This window comes from Novosphingobium sp. SG919, assembly GCF_012932495.1.
Taxonomy (GTDB): Bacteria; Pseudomonadota; Alphaproteobacteria; order Sphingomonadales; family Sphingomonadaceae; genus Novosphingobium; species Novosphingobium rhizosphaerae.
In genome coordinates this window covers 1,218,060-1,240,510 of record NZ_JABCNG010000001.1, presented here as the reverse complement: position 1 = coordinate 1,240,510, position 22,451 = coordinate 1,218,060, and the positions used below count along the sequence as shown (strand labels likewise).

The following is a 22,451-nucleotide window of genomic DNA, read 5'->3' as shown; positions in this document are numbered from 1 at the left end:
CTCCACATCGAGGCAACCATGACCGAATACAAGTCCGACCTGTTGCGCCTGCTGTCCGAGCGGGGCCATATCCACCAGTTGACCGATGCCGAGGGGCTTGATGCCCTGGCGGCCAAGGAAATCGTGGTGGGCTATAATGGCTATGACGCCACGGCGCCATCGCTCCATGTCGGCAACCTGGCCTCTGTCATGCTGCTGCGCCGCCTGCAACAGGCCGGCCACAAGCCCATCGCGCTGATGGGTGGCGGCACCACCAAGATCGGCGATCCTTCGGGCAAGGATGCCAGCCGCCAGATGCTGACCGAAGAGGTCATCGCCAGCAACATCGCCGGCATTCGCAAGGTGTTCGATCGCCTGCTGACATTCGATGACAGCGCGACGGGCGCGACCCTGGTCAACAACGACGAATGGCTTTCGAAGCTGGGCTATATCGATCTGCTGCGCGACGTCGGGCCGCATTTCACGGTCAACCGCATGCTCACCTTCGATTCGGTGAAGCTGCGCCTGGATCGGGAACAGCCGCTCACGTTCCTGGAATTCAACTACATGATTCTCCAGGCTTATGACTTCCGCGAACTGGCGCTGCGCCATGGCTGCCGCCTGCAGTTCGGCGGTTCTGACCAGTGGGGCAACATCGTCAACGGCATCGAATTGACCCGGCGCATGAACGGGATCGAGGTGTTCGGCGCCACGACCCCGCTGCTGACCACCGCCGATGGCGCCAAGATGGGCAAGTCGGTCAACGGCGCGGTCTGGCTGAACGAAGATCAACTGCCCAACTACGATTTCTGGCAGTTCTGGCGCAACACCGACGACCGCGACGTGGGCCGTTTCCTGCGCATCTTCACCGATGTGCCGCTGGACGAGATCGCCCGTCTGGAAGCGCTGCAGGGCAGCGAGATCAATGCCGCCAAGACCGTGCTTGCCAACGAGGTGACCGCCCTGATCCGCGGGCGCGAGGCGGCTGACGCGGCCGAGGCGACCGCCAAGGCCACCTTTGCCGGCGGCGGGCTGGGCCAGGACCTGCCCACGCTGGAAGTGGGCGGTGGCAGCATCAGCGTGATCGAGGCGCTGATCGGTCTGGGCTTTGCCGCCAGCCGTGGCGAGGCCAAGCGGCTGGTCGCGGGCGGCGGTGCGCGGCTGGATGGCGAAGCGGTGCGCGACGATACCACCATTATCGAAGTATCGGCCGAACGACGCCTTTCGTCAGGCAAAAAGAAGCATGGCATTATCAAGCCAGCTTAACGACTTGTTTTTGCCGGGCGGCGGCAGCCCGCTGCCGCCCGTTAACCAAATCTAAGCCAATTTGGTTCTATTCTTGCCGCTGGAATCGCTCTTACCGGCAGGAGAAGCCATGTCTGGCGGCGCGCAGCTATCAGTGACCGACCTGCGCCGGTCTACCCGCCACCCCGTTCACTTGCCAGTGATCGGGGAACACCGGCGTTTGGGCGACGTGATGCTCAATATCGTCAACATCTCCACCACCGGTTTCATGGTGCGCGACACTCTCGATCTGGGCCGGGGCGAGCGCGTGACCATCCGCCTCCCGCAAATCGGCCGGATCGAGGCCTTCCTGGTGTGGAGCGATGACAGCCGCGCCGGCTTTCAGTTCGAACGGATCGTGCGGCAGGATGACTTTACCAAGATGATCAAGCAATTGCAGCCGAACGCCAGGCTGCGCGCCAAGGGTTGAGCGCCCGGCGCCACGACACTTGAGCAAAACTGCTTGCCCGTCATGAATTTCTGAAGCGACGGCAAACAATTGTTGGCTTGGCAAAGCCGCATGGCGCTGCCACAGACGCCTTCGTGACGCAAACCCCTGCCCCGGCGCTGCCCGAAGACCCTTCATCGCCGTTCCAGATCGCCGATTTTCGCCGGTTCTGGGTGGCCCGCCTGTTTTCGGTGGTGGCCACGTCGGGCATGGTCGTGGTGCTGGGCTATCAGCTTTATGACGTGGCGCGCGGCCAGTATGGCATGGGCATCAAGGAAGCCGCGTTCCAGCTGGGCCTGATGGGCCTGGTCCAATTTCTGCCGCAATTCGTGCTCACGCCCGTGGCCGGCGTGGTCGCCGACCGGTTCGACCGCCGCGTGATCGCGGGGTTGACCATGGTGCTCGACGCGCTGATCGCCCTGGTGCTCACGCTCGCGACGTATGCCGATGCGCTGTCGCTGCCGCTGCTGTTCGCCATGGCCGCCTGCCACGGCACCAGCCGCGTGTTCATCGGCCCGGCGCTGTCATCGATCGCCCCCAATATCGTGCCGGCAGAACTGATGCCGCGCGCGGTGGCGATCAATGCCATGGCCTGGCAGATCGGCTCGATGGGTGGGCCGGCGCTGGCCGGCGTGCTGTTCGCCGCGGCAGCCGCCCTGCCCTATGGCGTTTCGGTGGCCTTGCTGGTGATTGCCGCCGTGGGCGCGTTTGGCATCCGGCGCATTCCGCCGCCGGCCGAAAACCGCCAGACCCATCCGTTCCGCCAGATTGCCGACGGCTTTCGCTTCGTCGCGCACGATCGCTTCCTGCTCGGCTGCGTCACGCTCGATCTGTTCGCCGTGCTGCTGGGCGGGGCCACGGCGCTGCTGCCGGTCTATGCGCGCGACATCCTGACCTTCGACGGCCGGCCGGTGGGGTCTTATGGCCTGGGCGTGATGCGCGCCATGCCCGGGCTGGGTGCGGCGCTGGTCGCCGCGTTCCTGGCGCGACGGCCGGTAGAGCGCGAAGTGGGTGCCAAGATGCTGCTGGCCGTGGCGGCCTTTGGCGCGGCCACCGTGGTCTTTGGCCTGTCTCGCAACTTGTGGCTGTCACTGGTCATGCTCACCCTGCTTGGCGCGGCCGACATGGTTTCGGTCTATATCCGAACCACCCTGGTGCAGTTGCACACGCCTGACGCGGTGCGCGGCCGGGTTTCGGCCATCTCGGGCCTGGCCATTTCCTGCTCCAACGAACTGGGCGACATGCAATCGGGCGTGGCTGCGGCCCTGCTGGGCGCAACCGGCGCAGTTGTGTTTGGCGGGGTGGGTGCCATAATCGTTACCCTGGCCTGGGCGATCGGATTTCCCGAATTGCGCCGCGCCCGGACCTTTGCTGCAAAATACCAATCCTGACCCGCTCACCATCCAAGGAGCACTCGCGACATGAAAGCGGATTCCATTCTCGCCACTATCGGCAACACGCCGCATGTTCGCCTGTCCCGCCTGTTTCCCGACCACGAGGTATGGGTGAAGAGCGAGCGCACCAATCCCGGTGGCTCCATCAAGGACAGGATCGCATTGGCGATGATCGAGGCGGCCGAAGCCGACGGCAGCCTGCAACCCGGCGGCACCATCGTGGAGCCGACTTCGGGCAACACTGGCATCGGCCTGGCCATGGTGGCCGCCGTCAAGGGCTACAAGCTGGTGCTGGTCATGCCCGAATCGATGTCGATCGAGCGGCGCCGGCTGATGCTGGCCTATGGCGCAACATTTGACCTGACGCCGCGCGAAAAGGGCATGAAAGGCGCGATCGAACGCGCCAAGGAGCTGGTGGCGTCAACGCCCGGCGCCTGGATGCCCCAGCAGTTCGACAACCCCGCCAACGTGGCGGTGCACGTGCGCACCACGGCCCAGGAAATCCTGGCCGATTTTGCCGATAGCCCGATCGACGTGCTGATCACCGGCGTTGGCACCGGCGGCCACCTCACCGGCTGCGCCGAAGAGCTCAAGAAAGTCTGGCCCGGTTTCAAGGCCTATGCCGTGGAACCCACGCTCTCCCCGGTCATTTCCGGTGGGCAGCCCGCGCCGCACCCGATCCAGGGCATCGGCGCCGGGTTCATTCCGGGCAACCTGCATACCCAGGCGATCGACGGCGCGATCCAGGTCGATCCTGCCGATGCCAAGGAATGGGCCCGCCGCTCGGCGCGCGAGGAAGGCCTCCTGGTGGGCATTTCTTCGGGCGCGACGCTGGCTGCGATCGCCGCCAAGCTGGGCGAGCTGCCCCCGGGCAGCCGCGTGCTGGGCTTCAACTACGACACCGGCGAACGCTATCTGTCGGTGCCCGATTTCCTTCCGGAGTAACAAGCCTTGAGCCTTGAACGCATCGACTATGCGCATGGCGACGTGGCGCTGACGGGGTGGCTTGCGCGCCCCGAAGGCACCGCGCGCGGTGCGATCCTGATCCTGCCGACCATCGCCAATTACAACGAAGCGATGGGCCGCCGCGCCCAGATGCTGGCCGACCAGGGCTTTGTCGCCATGGTTGCCGATTTCTATGGCGAGCCGGTGGAGAGTTTCGAAGCCTCGTTCCCGCTGGGCAATGCCCTGCGCGAGAATGTCGATCATTATCGCGCCCGCTTGCAGGCCGGGCTCGATGCCCTGGCTGCCGCCGCACCAGGCCTGACGCTCTCGGCCATCGGTTATTGCATGGGAGGCCAGGCCGCGCTCGAACTGGCCCGCGAAGGCGCGCCGATCGCGCTGGCAGCCAGTTTCCACGGCATTCTGGCCACCGGTCGCCCGGCAACGGCCGAAACGCCGATCAAGGCGCGCATCCTGGTATGCCATGGCGATGCCGATCCGCTGGTCCCGCGCGAGCAGGTGCTCGATTTCTGGAAGGAAATGGATGCCGCCGGCGGCAACTGGCATTTCCACGCCTATGCCGGGGTCAAGCATGGCTTTACCGATCCCGACAGCGAAGCGCGCGGCAAGGATTTCCTGGGCTACAACGCCAGTGCCGATCGCCAGTCGTGGCTGGCGCTGACCGCCTTGCTCGACGAAGTCTATCCCTGATCCAGTGCAATCGGGCGGCACCTCACGCCGGGGTGTCGCCCACTGCTCCCTCCAGCCCGCGCAACTGGGCAACGAACCCTTCCAGTTCGGCGATGGCGCCGGCAATGTCGGCCTGCTGGCGCACCAGCGCGGCGATGCGGTCCTGGCACTTGGCAATGGTCACCTTGCGCTGTTGCGCGCGGCCATCGCCCAGATCGTAAAGATCGATCATCTCGCGAATATCGGCCAGGCTGAAGCCCACGTTCTTGGCCCGCATGATCCACGCCAGACGCGCCCGGTCGCGGCGCGAATAGATCCGCTGCGTGCCCTGCCGCGTGGGCGAAATCAGCCCCTCATCCTCGTAAAAGCGCAAAGCCCGCGCCGTGACGCCGAATTCGGCGGACAAGTCGGTGATGGAAAACTGATCGCGGGCAAGGGCATCGGGCCGATCGATATGGCCGGCCGGCCCGTGAGCCGGTGTTGGGGCAGATGCAGCGCTGGTCGAATTGGCGGGCACGGTTTCCATGCCCGCCACGATACCGCGCAGCTTACGTAAACGTCAAACTGCAATCCGCTCAAGCGATCCGTCGGCCGCGATGCGGCGATAGAAGCAACTGGTGGCCAGGGTGTGACAGGCCGGCCCCGCCGCCTCCACCCGCAGTTCCAGCGCGTCTTGGTCACAGTCCACGCGAATCTCCAGCACCTTGAGCACGTGGCCCGAGGTTTCACCCTTCATCCATTGCCGTTGCCGCGAGCGCGACCAGAAGTGCGCCAGGCCGGTTTCACGCGTGCGCTCGATCGCCTCGCGGTCCATGTGCGCGAGCATCAGCAATTGCCCGGTGCGATGATCGATCGCCACGGCGGTGACCAGGCCCTGGGAATCGAAGCGCGGCATGAATGCCGTGCCCTGCTCGCGTTGCAGCGAATCGTTATCGACCGACACTGTGGGTAAATCCCTTCTGCAAAAAGCACCCCAACCGCATCCATTGTTGCACGATAACCACATGGCCGGGGCAAAATCGGCGGTATACGCGGCTTCCCCTTCCTTCCGGCGGCGCAATCGTCAAGAAAGAACATGCGGTTTGAGGGAACCGCGAACTGAACCGCCGAAAGGCGGCGCGGCAAGCGCCAAAGTTCAGGGACACGCGAGGGACCGGGTGGCTGGTTCGACCTTCTGACAAGGAAGGCACGGCCGTTCGGAGAGATTGAGTGGCGGGGCTACGGTCAGGGCCGAGAGGGAGCCCCGTCAATCAAAAGGTTTCGTCACGAAACGCCCGGGCCGCAAGGTTCCGGGCGTTTTCGGTTTGATGCCGTTTGCATCGTGCAAAACAGCCCCGGCGCGAATCACCCCTTTCCTTCGGCCTCGCGCAGCACGCGGGCAAAGCAGGCGATTTTCACCTTGGCCGCGCCAGCCCGGCGCAACGCGCGCACGCAGGCATCGCTGGTGGCCCCGCTGGTCAGCACATCGTCCACCAGCAAGACCTGCGCGCCCTTGAGCGATGCGCCGTGGCGCGGATGGGGGGCAATGGCGCCCGACAGCGCCTGCGCGCGGGCCTTGGCCCCCAGGCCGCCCAGCGAGGGCGTGCGCTTGCGCCGCACCAGGCCATCCACCACCAGCCGCTGCCCGGTGGCCTGGGCAATCTGCCTGGCCAGCAGCGCCGACTGGTTATAGCCGCGCTGCCACAGCCGCCAGCGGTGCAGCGGCACCGGCACGATCAGCCATTCCCCCTCCAGCACGGGCAGGCGCGCCACCATCAGCCGCGCCATCAGGCCGGCCAGGCCAACCTTGCGCCCATGCTTGAAGCGCAGCACGAGCGTGCGCGTGGCATCGCCATAGAGCGTGGCGGCGGCGATCCCGTCGTGCCGGGGCGGCTGCGCCATGCACGGCGCGCACAGCGCGTCTTCCTGGCCCACCAGGCTGGTGTCCAGCGGGCGCTGGCACAGCTTGCATGCCGGCTCTCCAGGGATTTCCAGATTGGACCAGCACGCCGCGCACAGACCGCCATGGCTTGCCAGCGTTTCGCCGCACAGCGGGCAGCGCGGCGGGAACAGCAGGTCGACGACCGGAGCAAGGAATGCGGGGCGCAGCATCGCCTGCTCTCCATCCCCCAGCGCAAGAGGCTTGGCAAGCGCGCAGCTTGCGGGCAGGCAGCACGCCATGGCTCAATCCGCATCCCCTTCCCAGCCCACGAATCCGGCCCCGCCGGTGATCTTTGCCCCGCAGCGCCGCCTGGCCCAGCGTGCGCGCATGCGCCGCCTGGCCCAGCGGCCCGATGCCGCGCATTTCCTGGCCGACGACATGATCGAGGACATGCTCGATCGCCTGTCGTTCCTGCGCCACTCGCCCAAGACGGCGCTGGTGATCGGGGATGTGCGCGGGGCGCTGGCCACCGCGCTCGTTGCCCAGGGCGTGGCGGTGACACGCGCCGATCCCGCGCCGCTGCCGGGCGAAACCGGCGTGGAGCAGGAAGCCCCCCTGCCCTTTGCTCAAGACTTTGATCTGATCGCCGTGCTCGGCACGCTCGACACGGTCAACGATCTGCCCGGCGCGCTGGTGCACTTGCGCCGCGCGCTCGCGCCCGATGGCCTGGCGATGATGAGCTTTACCGCCGCCGGCAGCCTGCCGGCCTTGCGCGGCGTGATGTTGGCGGCCGATGCCGACCGGCCCGCGCCTCGCGTGCACCCGCAGGTGGACGTGCGCGCCGGCGGGCAACTGCTGCAACGCGCCGGTTTTGCCGATCCGGTGATCGACAGCCGCAGCCTGGCGGTGCGCTATCGCAGCCTGGCGCGACTGGTGCAGGACTTGCGCGAACAGGGCCTGTCCAACTGCCTTGCCCGCCCCGGCGCCCCGCTGGGCAAGCCCGCGCTGGCCCGCGCGCAGCAAGCCTTTGCCGAAATGGCCGACGCGGATGGCCGCGTGACCGAGACGTTCGAGATCCTGACGCTGAGCGGCTGGGCCAAGCCGCTGCGCGCGCCGAAGTTTTAATCGTTGGATTGCGTAAGGCCTCGCACCACCCCCAACCCCCTCCTCTGAAGAGGAGGGGGCCTTTTTCAGCGGCTTAACTCCCCCTCCTCTTCAGAGGAGGGGGGGCGGGGGGTGGTGCGAGGCCTAAGCCAACCTCAAGCCTTCAGCGCCGCCTGCGCGGCCGCCAGCCGTGCGATCGGCACGCGATAGGGGCTGGCGGATACGTAATCGAGGCCGACCTTTTCGCAGAACGCGATGGAGGCCGGATCGCCGCCATGTTCGCCGCAGATGCCCAGCTTGATATCGGGGCGGGTCTTGCGGCCACGCTCGGCGGCGAGTTCCACCAGCTGGCCCACGCCTTCGATATCCAGGCTGACGAACGGATCGCGCGGGTAGATGCCCTGGTCCACATAGGGGTTGAGGAAGCGCGCGGCATCGTCGCGGCTCACGCCCAGGGTGGTCTGCGTCAGGTCGTTGGTGCCGAACGAGAAGAACGTGCCTTCCTCGGCGATTTCCCCGGCCATCAGCGCGGCGCGCGGCAGTTCGATCATCGTGCCGACGAGGTAGTCCAGCGTCTTGCCCTTGTCGGCAAAGACCTGGGCGGCCACGCGATCGACCAGCGCGCGCAGGATCTGCAGTTCCTTCTTGGTCGCCACCAGCGGGATCATGACTTCGGGCACGACCGCTTCGCCAGACTTCGTGGCAACTTCCACCGCCGCCTCGAAAATGGCCTGAGCCTGCATTTCATAGATTTCGGGGAACGTGATGCCCAGGCGGCAGCCGCGATGGCCCAGCATGGGGTTGAATTCGTGCAGCTCCCCGGCGCGGCGCTTGAGGTGGTCGACGCCCAGGCCGGTCACTTCGGCCAGTTCCTCGAACTCTGCATCGCCATGCGGCAGGAATTCGTGCAGCGGCGGATCGAGCAGGCGAATGGTGACCGGCAGGCCCGCCATCACTTCGAAGATCGAGATGAAGTCGGCGCGCTGTTCGGGCAGCAGCTTGGCCAGCGCGGCGCGGCGGCCGGCTTCGTCTTCGGCCAGGATCATCTGGCGCACGGCGGAAATGCGCCCGGCTTCGAAGAACATGTGCTCGGTGCGGCACAGGCCGATGCCTTCGGCACCGAACTGGCGCGCGACCTGGCAATCGAGCGGGGTTTCGGCGTTGGTGCGCACTTTCATGCGGCGGTGCTTGTCGGCCCAGACCATCAGCGTGGCGAAATCGCCAACCAGTTCGGGTTCCACCATCGGCACTTCACCGGCCATGATCTCGCCGGTCGAACCGTCGAGCGTGATCAGGTCGCCTTCGGCCACATCGCGGTTGCCGATGCGCGCCTTGCGCGAGACCATGTCGATCGACAGGCCCGAGGCGCCCGAAACGCAGGGACGGCCCATGCCGCGCGCCACCACGGCGGCGTGGCTGGTCATCCCGCCGCGCGCGGTAAGGATGCCCTTGGCCGCATGCATGCCGTGAATGTCTTCGGGCGAGGTTTCCACGCGCACCAAGATCACCGCATCGCCGCGTTCGGCGCGCGCCTGGGCGGTATCGGCATCGAACACGATCGCGCCGCTGGCCGCGCCCGGCGATGCCGGCAGGCCCTTGGTCAGCACGTCGCGCGGCGCCTTGGGATCGAGCGTGGGGTGCAGCAACTGGTCAAGCGCCATGGGATCGACGCGGGCGATCGCGGTCGCTTCGTCGATCAGGCCCTCGGCCACCATGTCCACGGCCATCTTGAGCGCGGCCTTGGCGGTGCGCTTGCCCGAGCGGGTTTGCAGCATCCACAGCTTGTTCTTTTCGACCGTGAACTCGATGTCCTGCATGTCCTTGTAGTGCTTTTCCAGCAGCTCGAACACGCTCGCCAGCTCGGCATAGGCCTGGGGCATGGCTTCTTCCATCGACAGCGGCTTGGCCCCGGCCCGCTCGCGCGAGAACTTGGTCAGGTACTGCGGGGTGCGGATGCCGGCCACCACGTCTTCGCCCTGGGCGTTGACCAGCCATTCGCCGTAATAGGCCTTTTCGCCGGTCGCCGGATCGCGCGTGAAGGCAACGCCGGTGGCCGAGGTATCGCCCATGTTGCCGAACACCATGGCCTGGACGTTGACCGCCGTGCCCCATTCGGCCGGAATGTCGTTCAGGCGGCGATAGACCTTGGCACGTTCGCTTTCCCAGCTATCGAACACCGCGCCGATTGCGCCCCAGAGCTGCTCGTGCACGTCCTGCGGGAACGGGCGGCCCAGTTCTTCGGAAACGATCGCCTTGTATTCGCCCACCAGCTTGCGCCAGTTGTCCGCGCTCATTTCCACGTCGGCGTAATAGCCGTTATCTTCCTTGGCGATTTCCAGCGCATCTTCAAAGCGATGGTGGTCCACGCCCAGCACGACGTCGGAATACATCTGGATGAAGCGGCGATAGCTGTCCCACGCAAAGCGCGCGTCACCCGAATCCGTGGCGAGCCCTTCGACGGTCACGTCGTTGAGCCCGAGGTTGAGCACGGTGTCCATCATGCCGGGCATGGAAACCCGCGCGCCCGAACGCACCGAAACCAGCAGCGGATTGGCCGGATCGCCGAACACGCGGCCGGTGGCGCTTTCGATATGCGCGATCCCGGCGGCAACGCCCGCCTCGATACCGGCATCGAATGTCTTGCCGGCCGTGTTGTACTGCGCGCACACTTCGGTGCTGATCGTGAAGCCCGGCGGCACCGGCAGGCCGATGCCCGCCATCTCGGCGAGGTTCGCCCCCTTGCCCCCGGTGATGGTCTTGTCCTTGGCCCGAGGATCGTCGTTTCGCGCACCACCGCCGAAATGGAATACGTATGCACTCATAATTACAGTCCGTCCCCTGAGCAAAGTTGAGCCATTGCAAGGTCTAGGAAGTGGATCGAGGGCGCTTAGCCCTCGATCCGCGAAAAGTCCGCTACTTTGTGCACCGCAGCACGGAATTGGTCAAGCAGGGCCAAGCGATTGGTCCGTTTTTCCGCATCTGCGTCATTAACCGTAACCGTGTCGAAGAAGGCGTCGATCGGCGCGCGCAGCGAGGCGAGCGCAGCCATCGCCGTGGTAAACGCCTCTTGGCGCACGGCCGCTTCGACTTTGGGCGCGGCTTGGGCCAGCGCGGCCATCAGCGCGGCTTCGGCCGGTTCGGGCGCGTAGGGCAAGCCAGGCTGGCCATGCGCGAATTCGGCCGCAATATCCTTGAACAGCGGGTCGTCCACCAGCACCAGCGGGTCTTCCTCGCCCGTGGGCGGCACCACGCCTTCGCCCTTGGCGCCGGCCGTGGCGGTGCCTTCCTTTTTCAGGATATTGGCCGCGCGCTTGTACCCGGCGAGCAGGTTCACGCCGTCCTCGGTGCCGACAAAGGCCTGGAGCGCGGAAACGCGCGCCAGCAGGCGGACGAGATCGCTTTCCCCGCCCAGCGCGAACACCGCATCGATCAGGTCGTGCCGCACGCCCGCTTCGCGCTGCTGGACCTTGAGGCGGTCGGCGAAGAAAACCATTATAGCAGCAACTGCAGGAACGACACGCTCCTGAATGAGCTCTTCGACAGTCTGATCGTCCAACGCATTACCAAGAGTCGCCTTGTTGATTGCCTCAATTTCTCCGGCATCAACCGTTAACCCAACACCCTCTCGTGCGGTCAAATATTCATTAACTACTCGCAACAAATCACGGCCGGTCCGTTTACCTTCAAACTTACCAAGAGCTTTTGCCGAGAATTCGACGAGATTCAGCCTAATCTCGTTTCGCTTTATTATTTCAAGTACACCAAGCGCAGAACGCCTGAGCGCGAATGGATCCTTGGAGCCTGTAGGCACCATTCCTTCGTAGAAGAAGCAAACGATCGTATCGAGCTTGTCCGCCAGCGCTACGCAGACCGAAACCGGCGCGGTCGGCACGTCGTCGCCCTGTCCCACCGGCTTGTAGTGATCGCGGATGGCGTCGGCCACGGCATCGGGCAGGCCTTCGGCGCGGGCGTAATAGCCGCCCATGAGGCCCTGCAGTTCGGGGAACTCGCCGACCATGTCGGTGACGAGATCAGCCTTGCACAGCTCCGCCGCCTGGCGCGCCAGCACCGGATCGGCGCCGGGCACCACGCCTTCGCGGGCGAGCCATTCGGCCAGGTCGGCCACGCGGGCAACCTTGTCGGCCACGGTGCCGAGCTTTTCATGGAAAGTGATGCGCACCAGCTTTTCCGCCTGGCGGGCCAGCGGCACTTTCTTGTCCTGCTCCCAGAAGAAGCGGGCGTCGGACAGACGCGCGGCCAGAACCTTGCGGTTGCCCGCCACGATCGCCGCGCCGCCATCGGTGGCAGCAATGTTGGCCGTGCAGACAAAGGCATTGGCCAGGTTGCCGGCGGCATCGCGGCAAATGAAATACTTCTGGTTCACCCGCGCGGTCAGCTGGATCACTTCGGGCGGCACTTCCAGGAAGGCCTCGTCAAAGCGGCCGAGCAGCGGCTGTGGCCATTCGGTAAGGCCGGCATTTTCCACCACCAGGCCTTCGTCGTCCACCAGCACGAGGCCGGCTTCCTGCGCCGCGGCATGCGCCTTGTCGCGCACGATGGCTTCACGCTCGGCATGGTCGACGATCACGAAAGCGTCGCGCAGCTTGGCGGCGTAATCGCCGGCGCCCGTAATGGTCACATCGCCACTGTGGTGGAAACGGTGGCCGCGCGTGACCGTGCCGGAGTGCACCCCGCCCACTTCGAGATCGATGGCCTCGTCGCCCAGGATGGCGATGATGCCGGACAGCGGGCGAACCCAGCGCAAGCTTTCCGGGCTGAACGACGCGGCGCCCCAGCGCTGCGACTTGGGCCAGGGGAACGCGCGGACAATCGCCGGGATCGCTTGCGTGAGCACGTCCTTGGTCGCGCGGCCGGGCTTTTCGGTAATGGCAAACAGCACACCGTCACGCTCGGTCAGTTGCTCGCGCGTCAAGCCGGTCTTGCGCAGGAAGCCTTCGAGCGCTTGCGGCGGGGCCGAGGCGCGCGGACCTTTGACTTCCTCGCGCACCGCCTGCGTTGCCAGCGGCAAGTCACGCGCGATCAGCGCCAGGCGGCGCGGGGTGGACCACACCGTGATCGCGCCGGCCTTCAGTCCGGCAGCGGCCAGTTCCTTGACGAACAGCTTTTCCAGATCGGCGCGTGCGCCGGCCTGCATCCGCGCGGGGATTTCTTCGCTGCGCAGTTCGAGCAGGAAATCGGCGGTCATGCTCATGCGCTCCACCCCGGGAATTTCTGCGCCCATTCGTCCTTGTACTTGTCCATGTAGGCTTCGCACGAGCCGCGCGCGAGATCGCGCACCTTGCCCATGTAGCTGGCGCGTTCCTGCACCGAGATCACGCCGCGCGCCTGCAACAGGTTGAACACGTGGCTGGCTTCGATCGCCTGTTCATAGGCCGGGATCGGCAGCTTGGCCTCAAGGCAGTTCTGGCATTCGGCCACCGCCTTGTTGAACAAGTCGAACAGCGCGTCGGTGTTGGCCACCTCGAAGTTCCACTTCGACATCTGGCGTTCGTTTTCCAGGAACACCTGGCCATAGGTCACGCCCTGGCTGTTATAAGCCAGGTCATAGACGTTATCGACGCCCTGGATGTACATCGCCAGGCGTTCGAGGCCATACGTCAGCTCGCCCGCCACCGGCTTGCAATCGAACCCGCCCATCTGCTGGAAATAGGTGAACTGGGTCACTTCCATCCCGTCGCACCAGACTTCCCAGCCCAGGCCCCAGGCGCCCAGCGTGGGCGATTCCCAGTCGTCTTCCACAAAGCGGATGTCGTGTTGCAGCGGGTCCACCCCGATGGCGCGCAGGCTGTCGAGATAGAGGTCCTGCATGGCCTCCGGGCTCGGCTTCATGATCACCTGGTATTGGTAATAGTGCTGAAGCCGGTTGGGATTTTCGCCATAGCGGCCGTCGGTGGGGCGGCGGCTGGGCTGCACATAGGCTGCGTTCCACGGTTCCGGACCCAGCGAACGCAGCGTGGTGGCCGGGTGAAACGTGCCCGCGCCCACGCGCATGTCATAGGGTTGCAGGACAAGGCAGCCCTTCTCGCTCCAATAGGCGTGGAGGCGCAGGATCATGTCCTGCAGGCTGAGCGGCTTTGGTGCAGTGTCGGCCATGGTGTGCCGCCCATGGCCGATGGCGGGCTGCAAATCAACCGCAAGCAGACGCAAGATGGGGACTTCCCATGGCAGCCTGCGCTGTGCATGGGACAAGCATGCGCCGTTTTCCCAAGCCCCTCCCCAGCCTGATCTCCGCCTGCGCCGTGTTCGCGCTATTGTGGCAGCCGCTGCCGGCCAAGGCCCAGATCGTGCCGTCGCTGCCCGCCGCCGATACGCCGCCGCCGCCATCGCGCCCGGCGCTGTGGAAAGTGTCCGATGCCGATACCACCATCTGGCTGTTCGGCACGATCCATGTGCTGCCCAAGGGCGGCGCGCCATGGCTGGTGGGGCCCGTCGCGCAAGCGCTGCAAGGGTCAGACACGCTCGTTACCGAAATTGCGCGGGCCGACACGCAGGCCTCGGCAGAGCATGGCGCAAACGTTTCCCCCGGTATGCTGCCGGCCGGGCAGACCCTGCCCGCGCTGTTGGGGCCGGAACGCGCCGGCAGGCTTGCCGCCACGCTGACCGCCTCGGGCGTTCCGGCTGCACAGTTCGATGCCTACAAGCCATGGATGGCAGCCACCGCGCTATCCCTGCTGCCGCTGATCCAGCGCGGCTATCTGACCTCGCAAGGCGTGGAAGCAACATTGGAAAACGCCCACCCGCAAAAGCAGGAGGCGCTCGAAACCGTGGCGTTCCAGCTTGGCCTGCTCGATGGCCTGCCGCAGGACGCGCAAATCGCCTGGCTCGACACGGTGATCGCCCAGTACGATACCATCGGCGCGCAGATCGCCCAGATGGTCAATGCCTGGCGCGCGGGTGATCCCGACGAACTGGGCCGCTTGATGACCGCAGACATGCAGGACGATCCGCGCCTGGTCGAAACCTTGCTCACCCGCCGCAACGCCACCTGGGCCAAATGGATCGTGCAACGCCTTAAAACGCCGGGCACGGTGTTCGTGGCAGTGGGCGCCGGGCACCTTGCCGGCAAGGGCAGCGTGCAGGACGATCTGGCCAAGGACGGCATTGCCGTCACGCGGGTGCAATAGGCCATGCGCTGGAAAAACGTCCTTGCCGCCGCGTTCGCCCTGCTCGCCGCCGCCTGTCACAAGCCTGCGCCGCAAGCGCCGCCGGCCAAAGTGGCGCTGTGGGAAATCGCCGATACCAGCGGCACGCGCGGCTGGATCTTCGGCACGGTGCATGCCCTGCCCGCCGGGCTGCAATGGCGCCGGCCGGCGATCGACCACGCGCTGGCCAATGCCGACCGTCTCGTGCTGGAAATCGCGCAACCGCTCGATGGCAATGTCGCCGGCGTCGCCCTGGCGCGCCTGGCCTACACCCCCGGCCTGCCGCCCCCGTCGCAACGGGTGGCAATGAAGTATCGCGCGGCGCTGGCCAAGGTCTACAAAGATCTCAACCTCACCGACGCGCAGTTCCAGAACGAGGAAACCTGGGCCGTAGCCCTGCAGATCGCCTCGATCGGCGGGGAAAAGCAGGGCATGGACCCGGCCAGCGGGGTGGAGCCGCAATTGCGCAAGCTGATCGGCGGCAAGCCCGTGCAGGGCCTGGAAACGCTGGACGGGCAATTCGGCATTTTCGATACCTTGCCGCCATACGCGCAGCAGACCCTGCTGGAACAAGTTGCCGTGGAGGCGGCCGACGACAGCGACGACGATGCCGACATGGTGCGCCTGTGGCTGCGCGGCGATGACCTGGGCATTGCCCGGGAAAGCCAGAAAGGCTTCCTGTCCGATCCCACGCTGCACCAGGCGCTGCTGACGGCGCGCAATGCGGCCTGGGCGGCGCAGATCGATGCGATGCTGAAAGATGGCGCCGCACCGTTCATCGCCGTGGGCGCGGCGCATGTGGCGGGCAGCGATGGCCTGCCTGCCCTGCTCAAGGCGCGCGGCTGGCTGGTGCGCCGGGTGGAATAGCGCCTAATCAAGCACTGGCGCGCTTGCATTTTCGCGGCAATCGGCTATGGGCCGCCGCTTCCCCGTCATGGTCATCCCTGGAGGCGTGGCGGAAGGAATGCACAACAGATTTATTTCGGAAGGTAATTCACATGAGCGAGACGCTGACTCTGTCGGCTGAGCTGCGCGAACGGGCTGGCAAGGGAGCCTCCCGTGTTCTGCGTCGCGAAGGCCGCACCCCCGCCGTGATCTATGGCGGCAACCAGGAACCGGTTGCCATCCACATCGAGGAAAAGGCGCTGGCCAAGGCCCTGGGCACCGGCCACTTCTTCAACTCGATCGTCGAGCTGACCATCGGCGGCCAGACCGTCCGCACCCTGCCCAAGGACGTGGCCTTCCACGCCGTGAGCGACCGTCCGCAGCACGCCGACTTCCTGCGCGTGGCCGCCAACGCCGAAGTGCACGTGAACGTGCCCGTGGTGTTCCAGAATGAAGAAAAGGCCCCCGGCATCAAGGCTGGTGGCGTGCTCAACATCGTGCGCCACGAACTCGAACTGGTGTGCGAAGCCAACAAGATCCCCGATGACATCATCGTCGATCTGTCCGGTCTGGAAGTGGGCGACTCGGTGCATATCAGCGCTGTGAACCTGCCCGCCGGCGCCCGCTCGGCCATTACCGACCGCGACTTCACCATCGCCACGATCGCCACCCCCACGGTGCTGACCGAGGAAGAAGAAGCCGGCGAAGCCACCACGGAAGGTTGATCCTTCCGGGCCTGCGCAGCGCAAAAAGCTGTGCAGGCCGGCAAGCTATCGGGAACCCCTTCTGCCGCGCAGGAGGGGTTTCTTTTTGGAGCCGCGCGACGGCAAGGAGCATCTGCCATGCAAGTCTGGGTTGGCCTGGGCAATCCCGGCCCGCAATACGCGCTGCATCGCCACAACGTGGGCTTCATGGCGCTCGACACCATTGCCGAAGTGCATGGCTTTGGCCCGGTGCAGAAGAAATTCCAGGGCTGGGTGCAGGAAGGCCGCATCGGTGGCGACAAGGTGATCCTGCTCAAGCCCGCAACGTTCATGAACGAAAGCGGCCGTGCCGTGGGCGAAGCGCTGCGCTTCTACAAGCTGGGCACCGACGCGCTGACCGTGTTCCATGACGAGCTGGACCTTGCCCCGTTCAAAGTGAAAGTGAAGCAGGGCGGCGGCCATGCCGGCCACAACGGGCTGCGCTCGGTCGACCAGCATTGCGGCGCCGAGTTTCGCCGCATCCGCCTGGGCATCGGCCATCCCGGCCACAAGGATCGCGTTACCGGCTACGTGCTCGGACCCTTTGCCAAGGCCGAGCAGGACGACCTGGTCACCATGCTGGGCGCCGTGGCGGCCGAGGCCGACCGCCTGGCGCGGGGCGAAGACACCCGTTTCATGAACGACGTGGCGCTGCGCCAGCAGGATTGACCCCATTGGCTCGGGCTGCAACGAAACGAAAAGGTTAACGTCGATCCGCGTACAAACCGTCGGAAACGCTTACAACAGCCATACCCCTGAAGCACCATTAACTATCAAAAATGGCGGAAATCCGCAATTGGCACCGGATTTGCTTTTATTCCCGTCAACCAAGACGGAATTCTCGAATTCGCCAGTTTACCGGATTTGACAGGGGACAGACCATGAAGCGCTCGATTGCCATTCTCGCCGCCGCGATGACCACCACCATCGCTGCCGCACCGGCCCATGCCACCTTCTTCCACACGCACTACTGCAACTGCGGCCACTCGTCCGGTGCGGCCATGTGCGGCAGCACGTCGTCCACCTCGTCCTCGACTTCGTCGACCTCGGGCGGCAGCACCACGTCTTCGACCACGTCGTCCACCTCGGGCGGTTCGACCACCTCGTCCTCGACTTCGGGTGGCAGCACCACGTCTTCGACCACTTCGGGCGGCTCGACCACCTCTTCGACGACGTCGGGCGGCAGCACCACTTCCTCGTCGACCGGCGGCACCGACGTGCCGGAACCGGGCATGCTCGGCCTGATGGGTGCGGGCCTGGCTGGCCTGGCCTTCGTGCGCCGCCGTCGCCGCTGATCCACGCCGGCGCATAGCGGGGGGATACCGGCACAGGGACGGGTTTGCGCATACCGCGCGGCCTGGCTGGCCCCCGCAACCGCCTCAGCGTTGTTTCTCCGCACGCCGTCCAAGCCTGGCTTGGGCGGCGTGTTGCGTTGAAAGTGGCCCAGCGCGGTGTCAGCGTGCCTGGGCGCGGGCCAGATCGGCGCGGAACAGGCGGTTGGCGGGCTCGGCCTCTGCAGCGCGGGCGAGCAGCCGGCGCGCCGCATCCAGGTCTTGCCCGGCATTGAGCCGCGCCAGACCAGCCATGTGCACCATGTCGGGATCGCGCGGCGCGATCAGCAGGGCGCGGTCGGCATAGGCAATCGCCTCGCGGTGGCGCCCGGCGTTGCTGCACGCCACGGCCAGGCGCTTGAGCACTTCGGCGTCGCTGCCATCGGCCAGCAGAGCCGTGTAAGCCTCGATCGCCGCGGCCCAATCGCGCCGGCCCATGGCCGCCTGCCCTTCTCCGGCCAGGCGCTGGTCCTGCTGCCACTGGGCAGAGCGGATGCGTCCCGCCAGGGCATCGGCAGCCGGATCGCCCGCCGCCCGCGCCGCACGCAGCGCCAGGTCCAGTTCGCGCGGGCCGGCCAGCAGCGAATCCGACAGCGGCCGGATCGTGCGCAAGGCCGTGGCGGGATCGCCGGTGGCCAATTGCGCTTCGGCCAGCATCATGCGCGAATAGGGGTTCTGCGGCGAAAGCAGCAGGGCGCGGGCAAAGATCACCCGTGCCTGCTCGGGATGGCCCAGGCGCAACAACGCCTCGGCATACGTGAGGCCATTGGGCGTGCGCGGATCGAGATCGATCTCGTGCGGGGCCAGCAATTGGCGCACCTTTTCCCAATCGCCTTTCTCGCTGGCGAACTGCACTTGCAGGTCGAGCACGCGGCCATCGCCCGGCGCCAGCTTGGCGGCGCGGGTGATCAGGCCGATGGCCCGGTCCAGCTGGCCCTGCATGTCGGCCAGGTTGGCCCGCTCGATCAAAGGTTCCACGCGGGTGGGATAGCCGGCGATGGCCCGGTCATAGGCCGCGGCCGCCTGGTCAAGCTGCCCCTGCTTGGCCCGCAGCGCGCCTTCCACCATCGCGGTATCGAGGCCCTTGGGATCGCCGCGCTGCATCACCGCCAGCGCCGCTTGCGCGCCGGCATAGTCTTCGGCCGTGATCAGGAAGCGGGCATAATCGCGCGCCAACGCCACGTGATCGCCAGCGGCAAGGCCCTGGCGGAAGGCGGCCAGTGCATCGGCATTGTTGCCCAGGGCCTGCTGCGCGGCGGCGCGCAGGCGCCAGGCATCGGCATCGCCATCCTGCCCGAGCAGCGACAACGCCTGGCGCGGTAGCCCGCGAAGCAGCGCCGCTTCGGCCTTCATGCGATTGACCGCGGCCCCTCCACCGCCGGCTTCGTCCAGCCGCACCAAGGTGGCCTGGGCGCCATCGCCATCGCCCAATTGCAACTGCGCGCGCGCCAGCAGGCGCAGCAGGGCCTGGGCATCGCCCGGCGCCAGCTTGCCCGAATCGAGCCCAGAATCGAGCGCAGCCAGCGCCTCCATCCGTGCCGCCACGAAATCCTGCGCGGCAAAGGCCGTGCGCGCGCGGGCCGCATGGGCTGACGGATCATCGCCACAGCCGGCCAGCGCCAGCCCCGCGCCCGCCACCAGGGCGAGCGCCAACCCACGACAGGAACGCAAAAGGGAAGACCAGGCAGGGCGCTTCATGCCGCCTGCCATGCCAGCAAGGGTTGAAACTTCGATGAAGATTGTCGCCACCCCACGCAAAACCCCGTGCCCTGCCACCCGTGCCCCCTTGACCTTGCGCGTGCAAGCCACCATCGCCAGCCGCAATATGCGGCCCCGCATCGGCTTGGGGCCATAGCCAAGGACACGAAGATGGGTTTTCGTTGCGGGATCGTCGGCCTTCCCAATGTCGGCAAGTCGACGCTGTTCAACGCGCTGACCGAGACGCAGGCCGCCCAGGCCGCCAACTATCCGTTCTGCACGATCGAACCCAACGTGGGCAACGTGGGCGTGCCCGATGCCCGGCTCGATACCCTGGCCAAGATCGCCGGCAGCCAGAAGATCATCCCCACCCAGCTTGGCTTTGTCGACATTGCCGGCCTGGTGCGCGGCGCATCCAAGGGCGAAGGCCTGGGCAACCAGTTCCTGGGCAACATCCGCGAGGTGGATGCGATCATCCACGTGCTGCGCTGCTTTGAAAACGACGATATCCAGCACGTGGACAACCGCGTCGATCCGCTGTCGGATGCCGACACGGTGGAAACCGAACTGATGCTGGCCGATCTCGACAGCCTGGAAAAGCGCGTGCCCGCCGCCGCCAAGAAGGCGACCAGCGGCGACAAGGAAGCCAAGGCCATGGCCTCGGTCCTGGGCCAGGCGCTGGAACTGCTGCGCGAAGGCAAGCCCGCCCGGCTGACCCAGCCCAAGGACGACGAGGAAGAGCGCCTGTTCCGCCAGGCCCAGCTGCTCACCGCCAAGCCGGTGCTCTATGTCTGCAACGTGGAAGAGGAAAGCGCGGCCAGCGGCAACGCCCATTCGGCTCGCGTATTCGAAAAGGCCAAGGCCGAAGGCGCCGAGGCCGTGGTCGTCTCCGCCGCGATCGAGGCAGACCTGATCGGCATGGACACCGAAGAGCGCCTGGCGTTCCTGGAAGAACTGGGCCTGCACGAAACCGGCCTCAACCGCGTGATCCGCGCCGGGTACGATCTCTTGCACCTGCTCACCTTCTTCACCGTCGGCCCCAAGGAAGCCCGCGCCTGGACCGTGCACCAGGGCGCCAAGGCCCCCGAAGCGGCGGGCGAAATCCACTCCGACATGCAGCGCGGCTTCATCCGTGCCGAAACCATCGCCTATGACGATTTCGTCGGCCTGGGCGGCGAAGCGGCCGCGCGCGACGCAGGCAAGCTGCGCCAGGAAGGCAAGGAATACGTCGTCAAGGATGGTGACGTGATGCACTTCAAGTTCAACGTCTGAGTGCACGGTTGACGTAAGCGTAAGGCAGGTGCACCCTGCCGCCATGCGATACTATGAAGATCTGGAGGTTGGCGCCGTTGCCCGGTTCGGGCAGCGTGTCGTCACGCGCGAGGAAGTGGTCGAATTTGCGGGCAAATACGATCCGCAGCCGTTCCACCTGTCTGACGAAGCGGCCGCCGCCACCCATTTCGGGCGGCTTTCGGCGAGCGGCTGGCACACTTGCGCCATGACCATGGCGATGATCGTGGAAGAGCAGGAGCGCGCCGGCCACCAGGGCCTGGGTTCGCCCGGCATCGACGAACTGCGCTGGCGCCATCCGGTCTATCCCGGCGACACACTTCGGGTGGAAACCGAAATCCTGGGCAAGCGCCGCAGCCAGTCGCGCCCCGAGATGGGCCTGTTTCGCGCCGCCACCCGCGTGCTCAACCAAGACGATGTCGTGGTTCTGACCATGGTGAGCAACGCGATGGTTTCGACGCGCGATCCCACCGGCACGGATTGATCGGTAGAAAAAGGGCGCGCGTGCCGATGCAACGCGCGCCCTGGCAATGATTACATGTGCTGTGCCGAAGTCTGGTCGGCGGTCACCGGGCGATGCAGCGTGTTCTGCCGCTTGGCCGCATGGTGACGGGCATGGTGCTTCTTCGCCTTCTTGGGGTGGGTCTTCGCCCACTTCCAGCGTTCGAGCGAACGCAGGCGCGTTTCCAGAGAGTCCGCACGGGTACCGGCCGATTGCGCCGCCATCGAGGCGGCCTGCGCGGCCGAACCGGCGCCTTGTGCGGCAGCCATCGCATTGTTGGCCGAACCCTGGGCCTGCGCCGCAGCCTGTGCGGCAGTGTCGGCAGAGCCCTGTGCCCGCTGTGCGGCCGTAACCCCTTCGTCGGCTCGCGCCTGTGCCTGATCAGCAGCCGCTTGCGCGCGCTTAACCGATCCGGTGGTTGCGCACCCTGCCAGCGCCATTGGCAAAAGTGCTGAAAGCAACACGATGTGGCGACCCTTGTTCATAGGCATTTCCCTTAGTCGTTGGCGCCCCCGCGCGATGGAAGACGCACAAGGCGGCAAAGGGGAACCACGGGAAATGCCCAAACGCGCCAGATTGGTGTTTTTGCGCGATATGGTGACGAAACCTACATCGGCTTGCACTGCACATTGCCCTTGGCGTTATAGACCGGGCGATTATCGGCATCGGTAATGATCAATTGCCCGGTAAAGCTGTCGATCACGCCCATCGTCTTGCCCTTGCCATCATCGATCCGCGTCAGCGTGAGCGCCCATTCGCGCCCGGTATAGTGCGACCAGCCATGCTGGGGCAGCTTCGCGCTGCCCTTGTCAGCCGCCAGGATTACCGGCGCGCCGTCCAGCTTGATGATGCCCCGGTCCTCCTGCGCCAGCAGCACGGCACCCATCCCGCCATTGTCAGGTACGAAGTTGCATCCCGATCCGGTCAGCTTGCCTTTGGTGATATCGAAGAAGTCGATCACTTGCGGGCTGATCTCGCGCGCCGGCGCCCGCTCCTTCTGCGCCGCCTCCACCTGGGCAATCGCGGCCGCGTCGCTCTGCTGCGGCGCCTTGTGGCAGGCGGTCAGGGCGGCCAGGGGCAGAAGGATCGCAAGGTGCCGCATGAACTCTCTCTCCTTTTCGCAGGCAAGCCCTTCGA

22 protein-coding genes are annotated in these 22,451 nt (G+C 65.9%); 13 read left to right on the top strand and 9 right to left on the bottom strand.

Annotated features, from left to right (window positions below):
* Positions 1-18 precede the first annotated feature (18 nt).
* The 5 genes from tyrS to FHT19_RS05525 all read left to right on the top strand — a co-directional run bounded on the left by tyrS (position 19) and on the right by FHT19_RS05525 (position 4,758).
* The gene (gene tyrS, locus FHT19_RS05545) at positions 19-1,245 is read left to right on the top strand and encodes a tyrosine--tRNA ligase (protein WP_169474939.1); all 1,227 of its coding nucleotides are present in this window, start codon (positions 19-21) and stop codon (positions 1,243-1,245) included.
* Positions 1,246-1,354: 109 nt separating this feature from the next.
* Positions 1,355-1,693, top strand: coding sequence for a PilZ domain-containing protein (locus FHT19_RS05540; protein WP_168554619.1), 339 nt, complete (start codon positions 1,355-1,357; stop codon positions 1,691-1,693).
* Positions 1,694-1,806: 113 nt separating this feature from the next.
* Complete coding sequence (locus tag FHT19_RS05535) at positions 1,807-3,102, top strand: MFS transporter (protein ID WP_169474227.1); 1,296 nt, start codon at positions 1,807-1,809, stop codon at positions 3,100-3,102.
* Positions 3,103-3,132: 30 nt separating this feature from the next.
* Positions 3,133-4,050, top strand: a complete 918-nt coding sequence (cysK, locus tag FHT19_RS05530; RefSeq protein ID WP_169474226.1) for a cysteine synthase A — start codon at positions 3,133-3,135, stop codon at positions 4,048-4,050.
* Between the two features lie 6 nt (positions 4,051-4,056).
* Positions 4,057-4,758: a dienelactone hydrolase family protein gene (locus FHT19_RS05525; protein WP_168554617.1), complete on the top strand. Its 702-nt coding sequence runs from the start codon at positions 4,057-4,059 to the stop codon at positions 4,756-4,758.
* A 22-nt stretch (positions 4,759-4,780) separates the two neighbouring features.
* On the opposite strand, the gene FHT19_RS05520 is transcribed toward FHT19_RS05525, so the two are convergent.
* The 3 genes from FHT19_RS05520 to FHT19_RS05510 all read right to left on the bottom strand — a co-directional run bounded on the left by FHT19_RS05520 (position 4,781) and on the right by FHT19_RS05510 (position 6,828).
* Positions 4,781-5,263: a MerR family DNA-binding transcriptional regulator gene (locus tag FHT19_RS05520; protein WP_211184768.1), complete on the bottom strand. Its 483-nt coding sequence runs from the start codon at positions 5,261-5,263 to the stop codon at positions 4,781-4,783.
* 33 nt (positions 5,264-5,296) lie between these two features.
* Entirely contained in the window at positions 5,297-5,680 is a 384-nt protein-coding gene (gene hisI / locus FHT19_RS05515) for a phosphoribosyl-AMP cyclohydrolase (RefSeq protein ID WP_348981757.1), read from the bottom strand.
* 401 nt (positions 5,681-6,081) lie between these two features.
* Positions 6,082-6,828, bottom strand: coding sequence for a ComF family protein (locus tag FHT19_RS05510; RefSeq protein ID WP_168554616.1), 747 nt, complete (start codon positions 6,826-6,828; stop codon positions 6,082-6,084).
* Positions 6,829-6,895: 67 nt separating this feature from the next.
* Here FHT19_RS05510 and FHT19_RS05505 point away from each other — a divergent pair, with 67 nt between their 5' ends.
* Positions 6,896-7,723 carry a methyltransferase domain-containing protein gene (locus tag FHT19_RS05505; RefSeq protein ID WP_246865885.1) on the top strand — a complete coding sequence of 276 codons (828 nt, stop codon included), beginning with the start codon at positions 6,896-6,898 and terminating at the stop codon, positions 7,721-7,723.
* A 134-nt stretch (positions 7,724-7,857) separates the two neighbouring features.
* On the opposite strand, the gene ppdK is transcribed toward FHT19_RS05505, so the two are convergent.
* The 3 genes from ppdK to FHT19_RS05490 form a co-directional block, all read right to left on the bottom strand.
* Positions 7,858-10,524 carry a pyruvate, phosphate dikinase gene (gene ppdK / locus FHT19_RS05500; RefSeq protein ID WP_168554615.1) on the bottom strand — a complete coding sequence of 889 codons (2,667 nt, stop codon included), beginning with the start codon at positions 10,522-10,524 and terminating at the stop codon, positions 7,858-7,860.
* 65 nt (positions 10,525-10,589) lie between these two features.
* Positions 10,590-12,944: a glycine--tRNA ligase subunit beta gene (glyS, locus tag FHT19_RS05495; RefSeq protein ID WP_248290277.1), complete on the bottom strand. Its 2,355-nt coding sequence runs from the start codon at positions 12,942-12,944 to the stop codon at positions 10,590-10,592.
* Positions 12,911-13,816 (bottom strand): glycine--tRNA ligase subunit alpha, encoded by a 906-nt coding sequence (locus FHT19_RS05490; RefSeq protein ID WP_169474225.1) that lies wholly within the window; start codon positions 13,814-13,816, stop codon positions 12,911-12,913. Before FHT19_RS05490 ends, glyS begins: the two co-directional genes overlap by 34 nt.
* Before the next feature lie 98 nt (positions 13,817-13,914).
* On the opposite strand from FHT19_RS05490, the gene FHT19_RS05485 reads away from it, so the two are divergent.
* From FHT19_RS05485 to FHT19_RS05465, 5 genes are all read left to right on the top strand, one after another.
* A complete protein-coding gene (locus FHT19_RS05485) occupies positions 13,915-14,847 on the top strand; it encodes a TraB/GumN family protein (protein ID WP_169474224.1) in 933 nt (310 codons plus the stop codon).
* A gap of 3 nt (positions 14,848-14,850) precedes the next feature.
* Complete coding sequence (locus tag FHT19_RS05480; RefSeq protein ID WP_168554611.1) at positions 14,851-15,732, top strand: TraB/GumN family protein; 882 nt, start codon at positions 14,851-14,853, stop codon at positions 15,730-15,732.
* Between the two features lie 131 nt (positions 15,733-15,863).
* Positions 15,864-16,475, top strand: coding sequence for a 50S ribosomal protein L25/general stress protein Ctc (locus tag FHT19_RS05475; protein WP_169474223.1), 612 nt, complete (start codon positions 15,864-15,866; stop codon positions 16,473-16,475).
* 117 nt (positions 16,476-16,592) lie between these two features.
* Positions 16,593-17,162 (top strand): aminoacyl-tRNA hydrolase, encoded by a 570-nt coding sequence (gene pth, locus FHT19_RS05470; protein ID WP_169474222.1) that lies wholly within the window; start codon positions 16,593-16,595, stop codon positions 17,160-17,162.
* 212 nt (positions 17,163-17,374) lie between these two features.
* A complete protein-coding gene (locus FHT19_RS05465) occupies positions 17,375-17,788 on the top strand; it encodes a PEP-CTERM sorting domain-containing protein (protein ID WP_169474221.1) in 414 nt (137 codons plus the stop codon).
* A gap of 159 nt (positions 17,789-17,947) precedes the next feature.
* Here FHT19_RS05465 and FHT19_RS05460 read toward each other — a convergent pair whose 3' ends face one another.
* Positions 17,948-19,522: a tetratricopeptide repeat protein gene (locus FHT19_RS05460; RefSeq protein ID WP_169474220.1), complete on the bottom strand. Its 1,575-nt coding sequence runs from the start codon at positions 19,520-19,522 to the stop codon at positions 17,948-17,950.
* 171 nt (positions 19,523-19,693) lie between these two features.
* On the opposite strand from FHT19_RS05460, the gene ychF reads away from it, so the two are divergent.
* Both ychF and FHT19_RS05450 read left to right on the top strand, forming a co-directional pair.
* Complete coding sequence (gene ychF, locus FHT19_RS05455) at positions 19,694-20,794, top strand: redox-regulated ATPase YchF (RefSeq protein ID WP_169474219.1); 1,101 nt, start codon at positions 19,694-19,696, stop codon at positions 20,792-20,794.
* A gap of 43 nt (positions 20,795-20,837) precedes the next feature.
* Positions 20,838-21,296, top strand: a complete 459-nt coding sequence (locus FHT19_RS05450; protein WP_169474218.1) for a MaoC family dehydratase — start codon at positions 20,838-20,840, stop codon at positions 21,294-21,296.
* 50 nt (positions 21,297-21,346) lie between these two features.
* Here the strand turns inward: FHT19_RS05450 and FHT19_RS05445 are convergent, their stop codons facing one another.
* Both FHT19_RS05445 and FHT19_RS05440 read right to left on the bottom strand, forming a co-directional pair.
* The gene (locus tag FHT19_RS05445) at positions 21,347-21,799 is read right to left on the bottom strand and encodes a hypothetical protein (protein ID WP_179504530.1); all 453 of its coding nucleotides are present in this window, start codon (positions 21,797-21,799) and stop codon (positions 21,347-21,349) included.
* Between the two features lie 122 nt (positions 21,800-21,921).
* Positions 21,922-22,416: a hypothetical protein gene (locus FHT19_RS05440; RefSeq protein ID WP_168554604.1), complete on the bottom strand. Its 495-nt coding sequence runs from the start codon at positions 22,414-22,416 to the stop codon at positions 21,922-21,924.
* Positions 22,417-22,451: the final 35 nt, after the last annotated feature.

What these genes read in the sequence shown, in the direction of transcription:
- cysK (WP_169474226.1), top strand. Translation starts at nt 3,133, where the DNA reads ATGAAAGCGGATTCCATTCTCGCCACTATCGGCAACACGCCGCATGTT.
- FHT19_RS05490 (WP_169474225.1), bottom strand. Translation starts at nt 13,816, where the DNA reads ATGGCCGACACTGCACCAAAGCCGCTCAGCCTGCAGGACATGATCCTG.
- tyrS (WP_169474939.1), top strand. Translation starts at nt 19, where the DNA reads ATGACCGAATACAAGTCCGACCTGTTGCGCCTGCTGTCCGAGCGGGGC.
- FHT19_RS05540 (WP_168554619.1), top strand. Translation starts at nt 1,355, where the DNA reads ATGTCTGGCGGCGCGCAGCTATCAGTGACCGACCTGCGCCGGTCTACC.
- ppdK (WP_168554615.1), bottom strand. Translation starts at nt 10,524, where the DNA reads ATGAGTGCATACGTATTCCATTTCGGCGGTGGTGCGCGAAACGACGAT.
- FHT19_RS05520 (WP_211184768.1), bottom strand. Translation starts at nt 5,263, where the DNA reads ATGGAAACCGTGCCCGCCAATTCGACCAGCGCTGCATCTGCCCCAACA.
- FHT19_RS05440 (WP_168554604.1), bottom strand. Translation starts at nt 22,416, where the DNA reads ATGCGGCACCTTGCGATCCTTCTGCCCCTGGCCGCCCTGACCGCCTGC.
- pth (WP_169474222.1), top strand. Translation starts at nt 16,593, where the DNA reads ATGCAAGTCTGGGTTGGCCTGGGCAATCCCGGCCCGCAATACGCGCTG.
- ychF (WP_169474219.1), top strand. Translation starts at nt 19,694, where the DNA reads ATGGGTTTTCGTTGCGGGATCGTCGGCCTTCCCAATGTCGGCAAGTCG.
- FHT19_RS05450 (WP_169474218.1), top strand. Translation starts at nt 20,838, where the DNA reads ATGCGATACTATGAAGATCTGGAGGTTGGCGCCGTTGCCCGGTTCGGG.
- FHT19_RS05480 (WP_168554611.1), top strand. Translation starts at nt 14,851, where the DNA reads ATGCGCTGGAAAAACGTCCTTGCCGCCGCGTTCGCCCTGCTCGCCGCC.
- FHT19_RS05460 (WP_169474220.1), bottom strand. Translation starts at nt 19,522, where the DNA reads ATGAAGCGCCCTGCCTGGTCTTCCCTTTTGCGTTCCTGTCGTGGGTTG.
- FHT19_RS05505 (WP_246865885.1), top strand. Translation starts at nt 6,896, where the DNA reads ATGGCTCAATCCGCATCCCCTTCCCAGCCCACGAATCCGGCCCCGCCG.
- FHT19_RS05485 (WP_169474224.1), top strand. Translation starts at nt 13,915, where the DNA reads ATGCGCCGTTTTCCCAAGCCCCTCCCCAGCCTGATCTCCGCCTGCGCC.
- FHT19_RS05510 (WP_168554616.1), bottom strand. Translation starts at nt 6,828, where the DNA reads ATGCTGCGCCCCGCATTCCTTGCTCCGGTCGTCGACCTGCTGTTCCCG.
- FHT19_RS05465 (WP_169474221.1), top strand. Translation starts at nt 17,375, where the DNA reads ATGAAGCGCTCGATTGCCATTCTCGCCGCCGCGATGACCACCACCATC.
- glyS (WP_248290277.1), bottom strand. Translation starts at nt 12,944, where the DNA reads ATGGGCGCAGAAATTCCCGGGGTGGAGCGCATGAGCATGACCGCCGAT.
- FHT19_RS05475 (WP_169474223.1), top strand. Translation starts at nt 15,864, where the DNA reads ATGAGCGAGACGCTGACTCTGTCGGCTGAGCTGCGCGAACGGGCTGGC.
- FHT19_RS05445 (WP_179504530.1), bottom strand. Translation starts at nt 21,799, where the DNA reads ATGAACAAGGGTCGCCACATCGTGTTGCTTTCAGCACTTTTGCCAATG.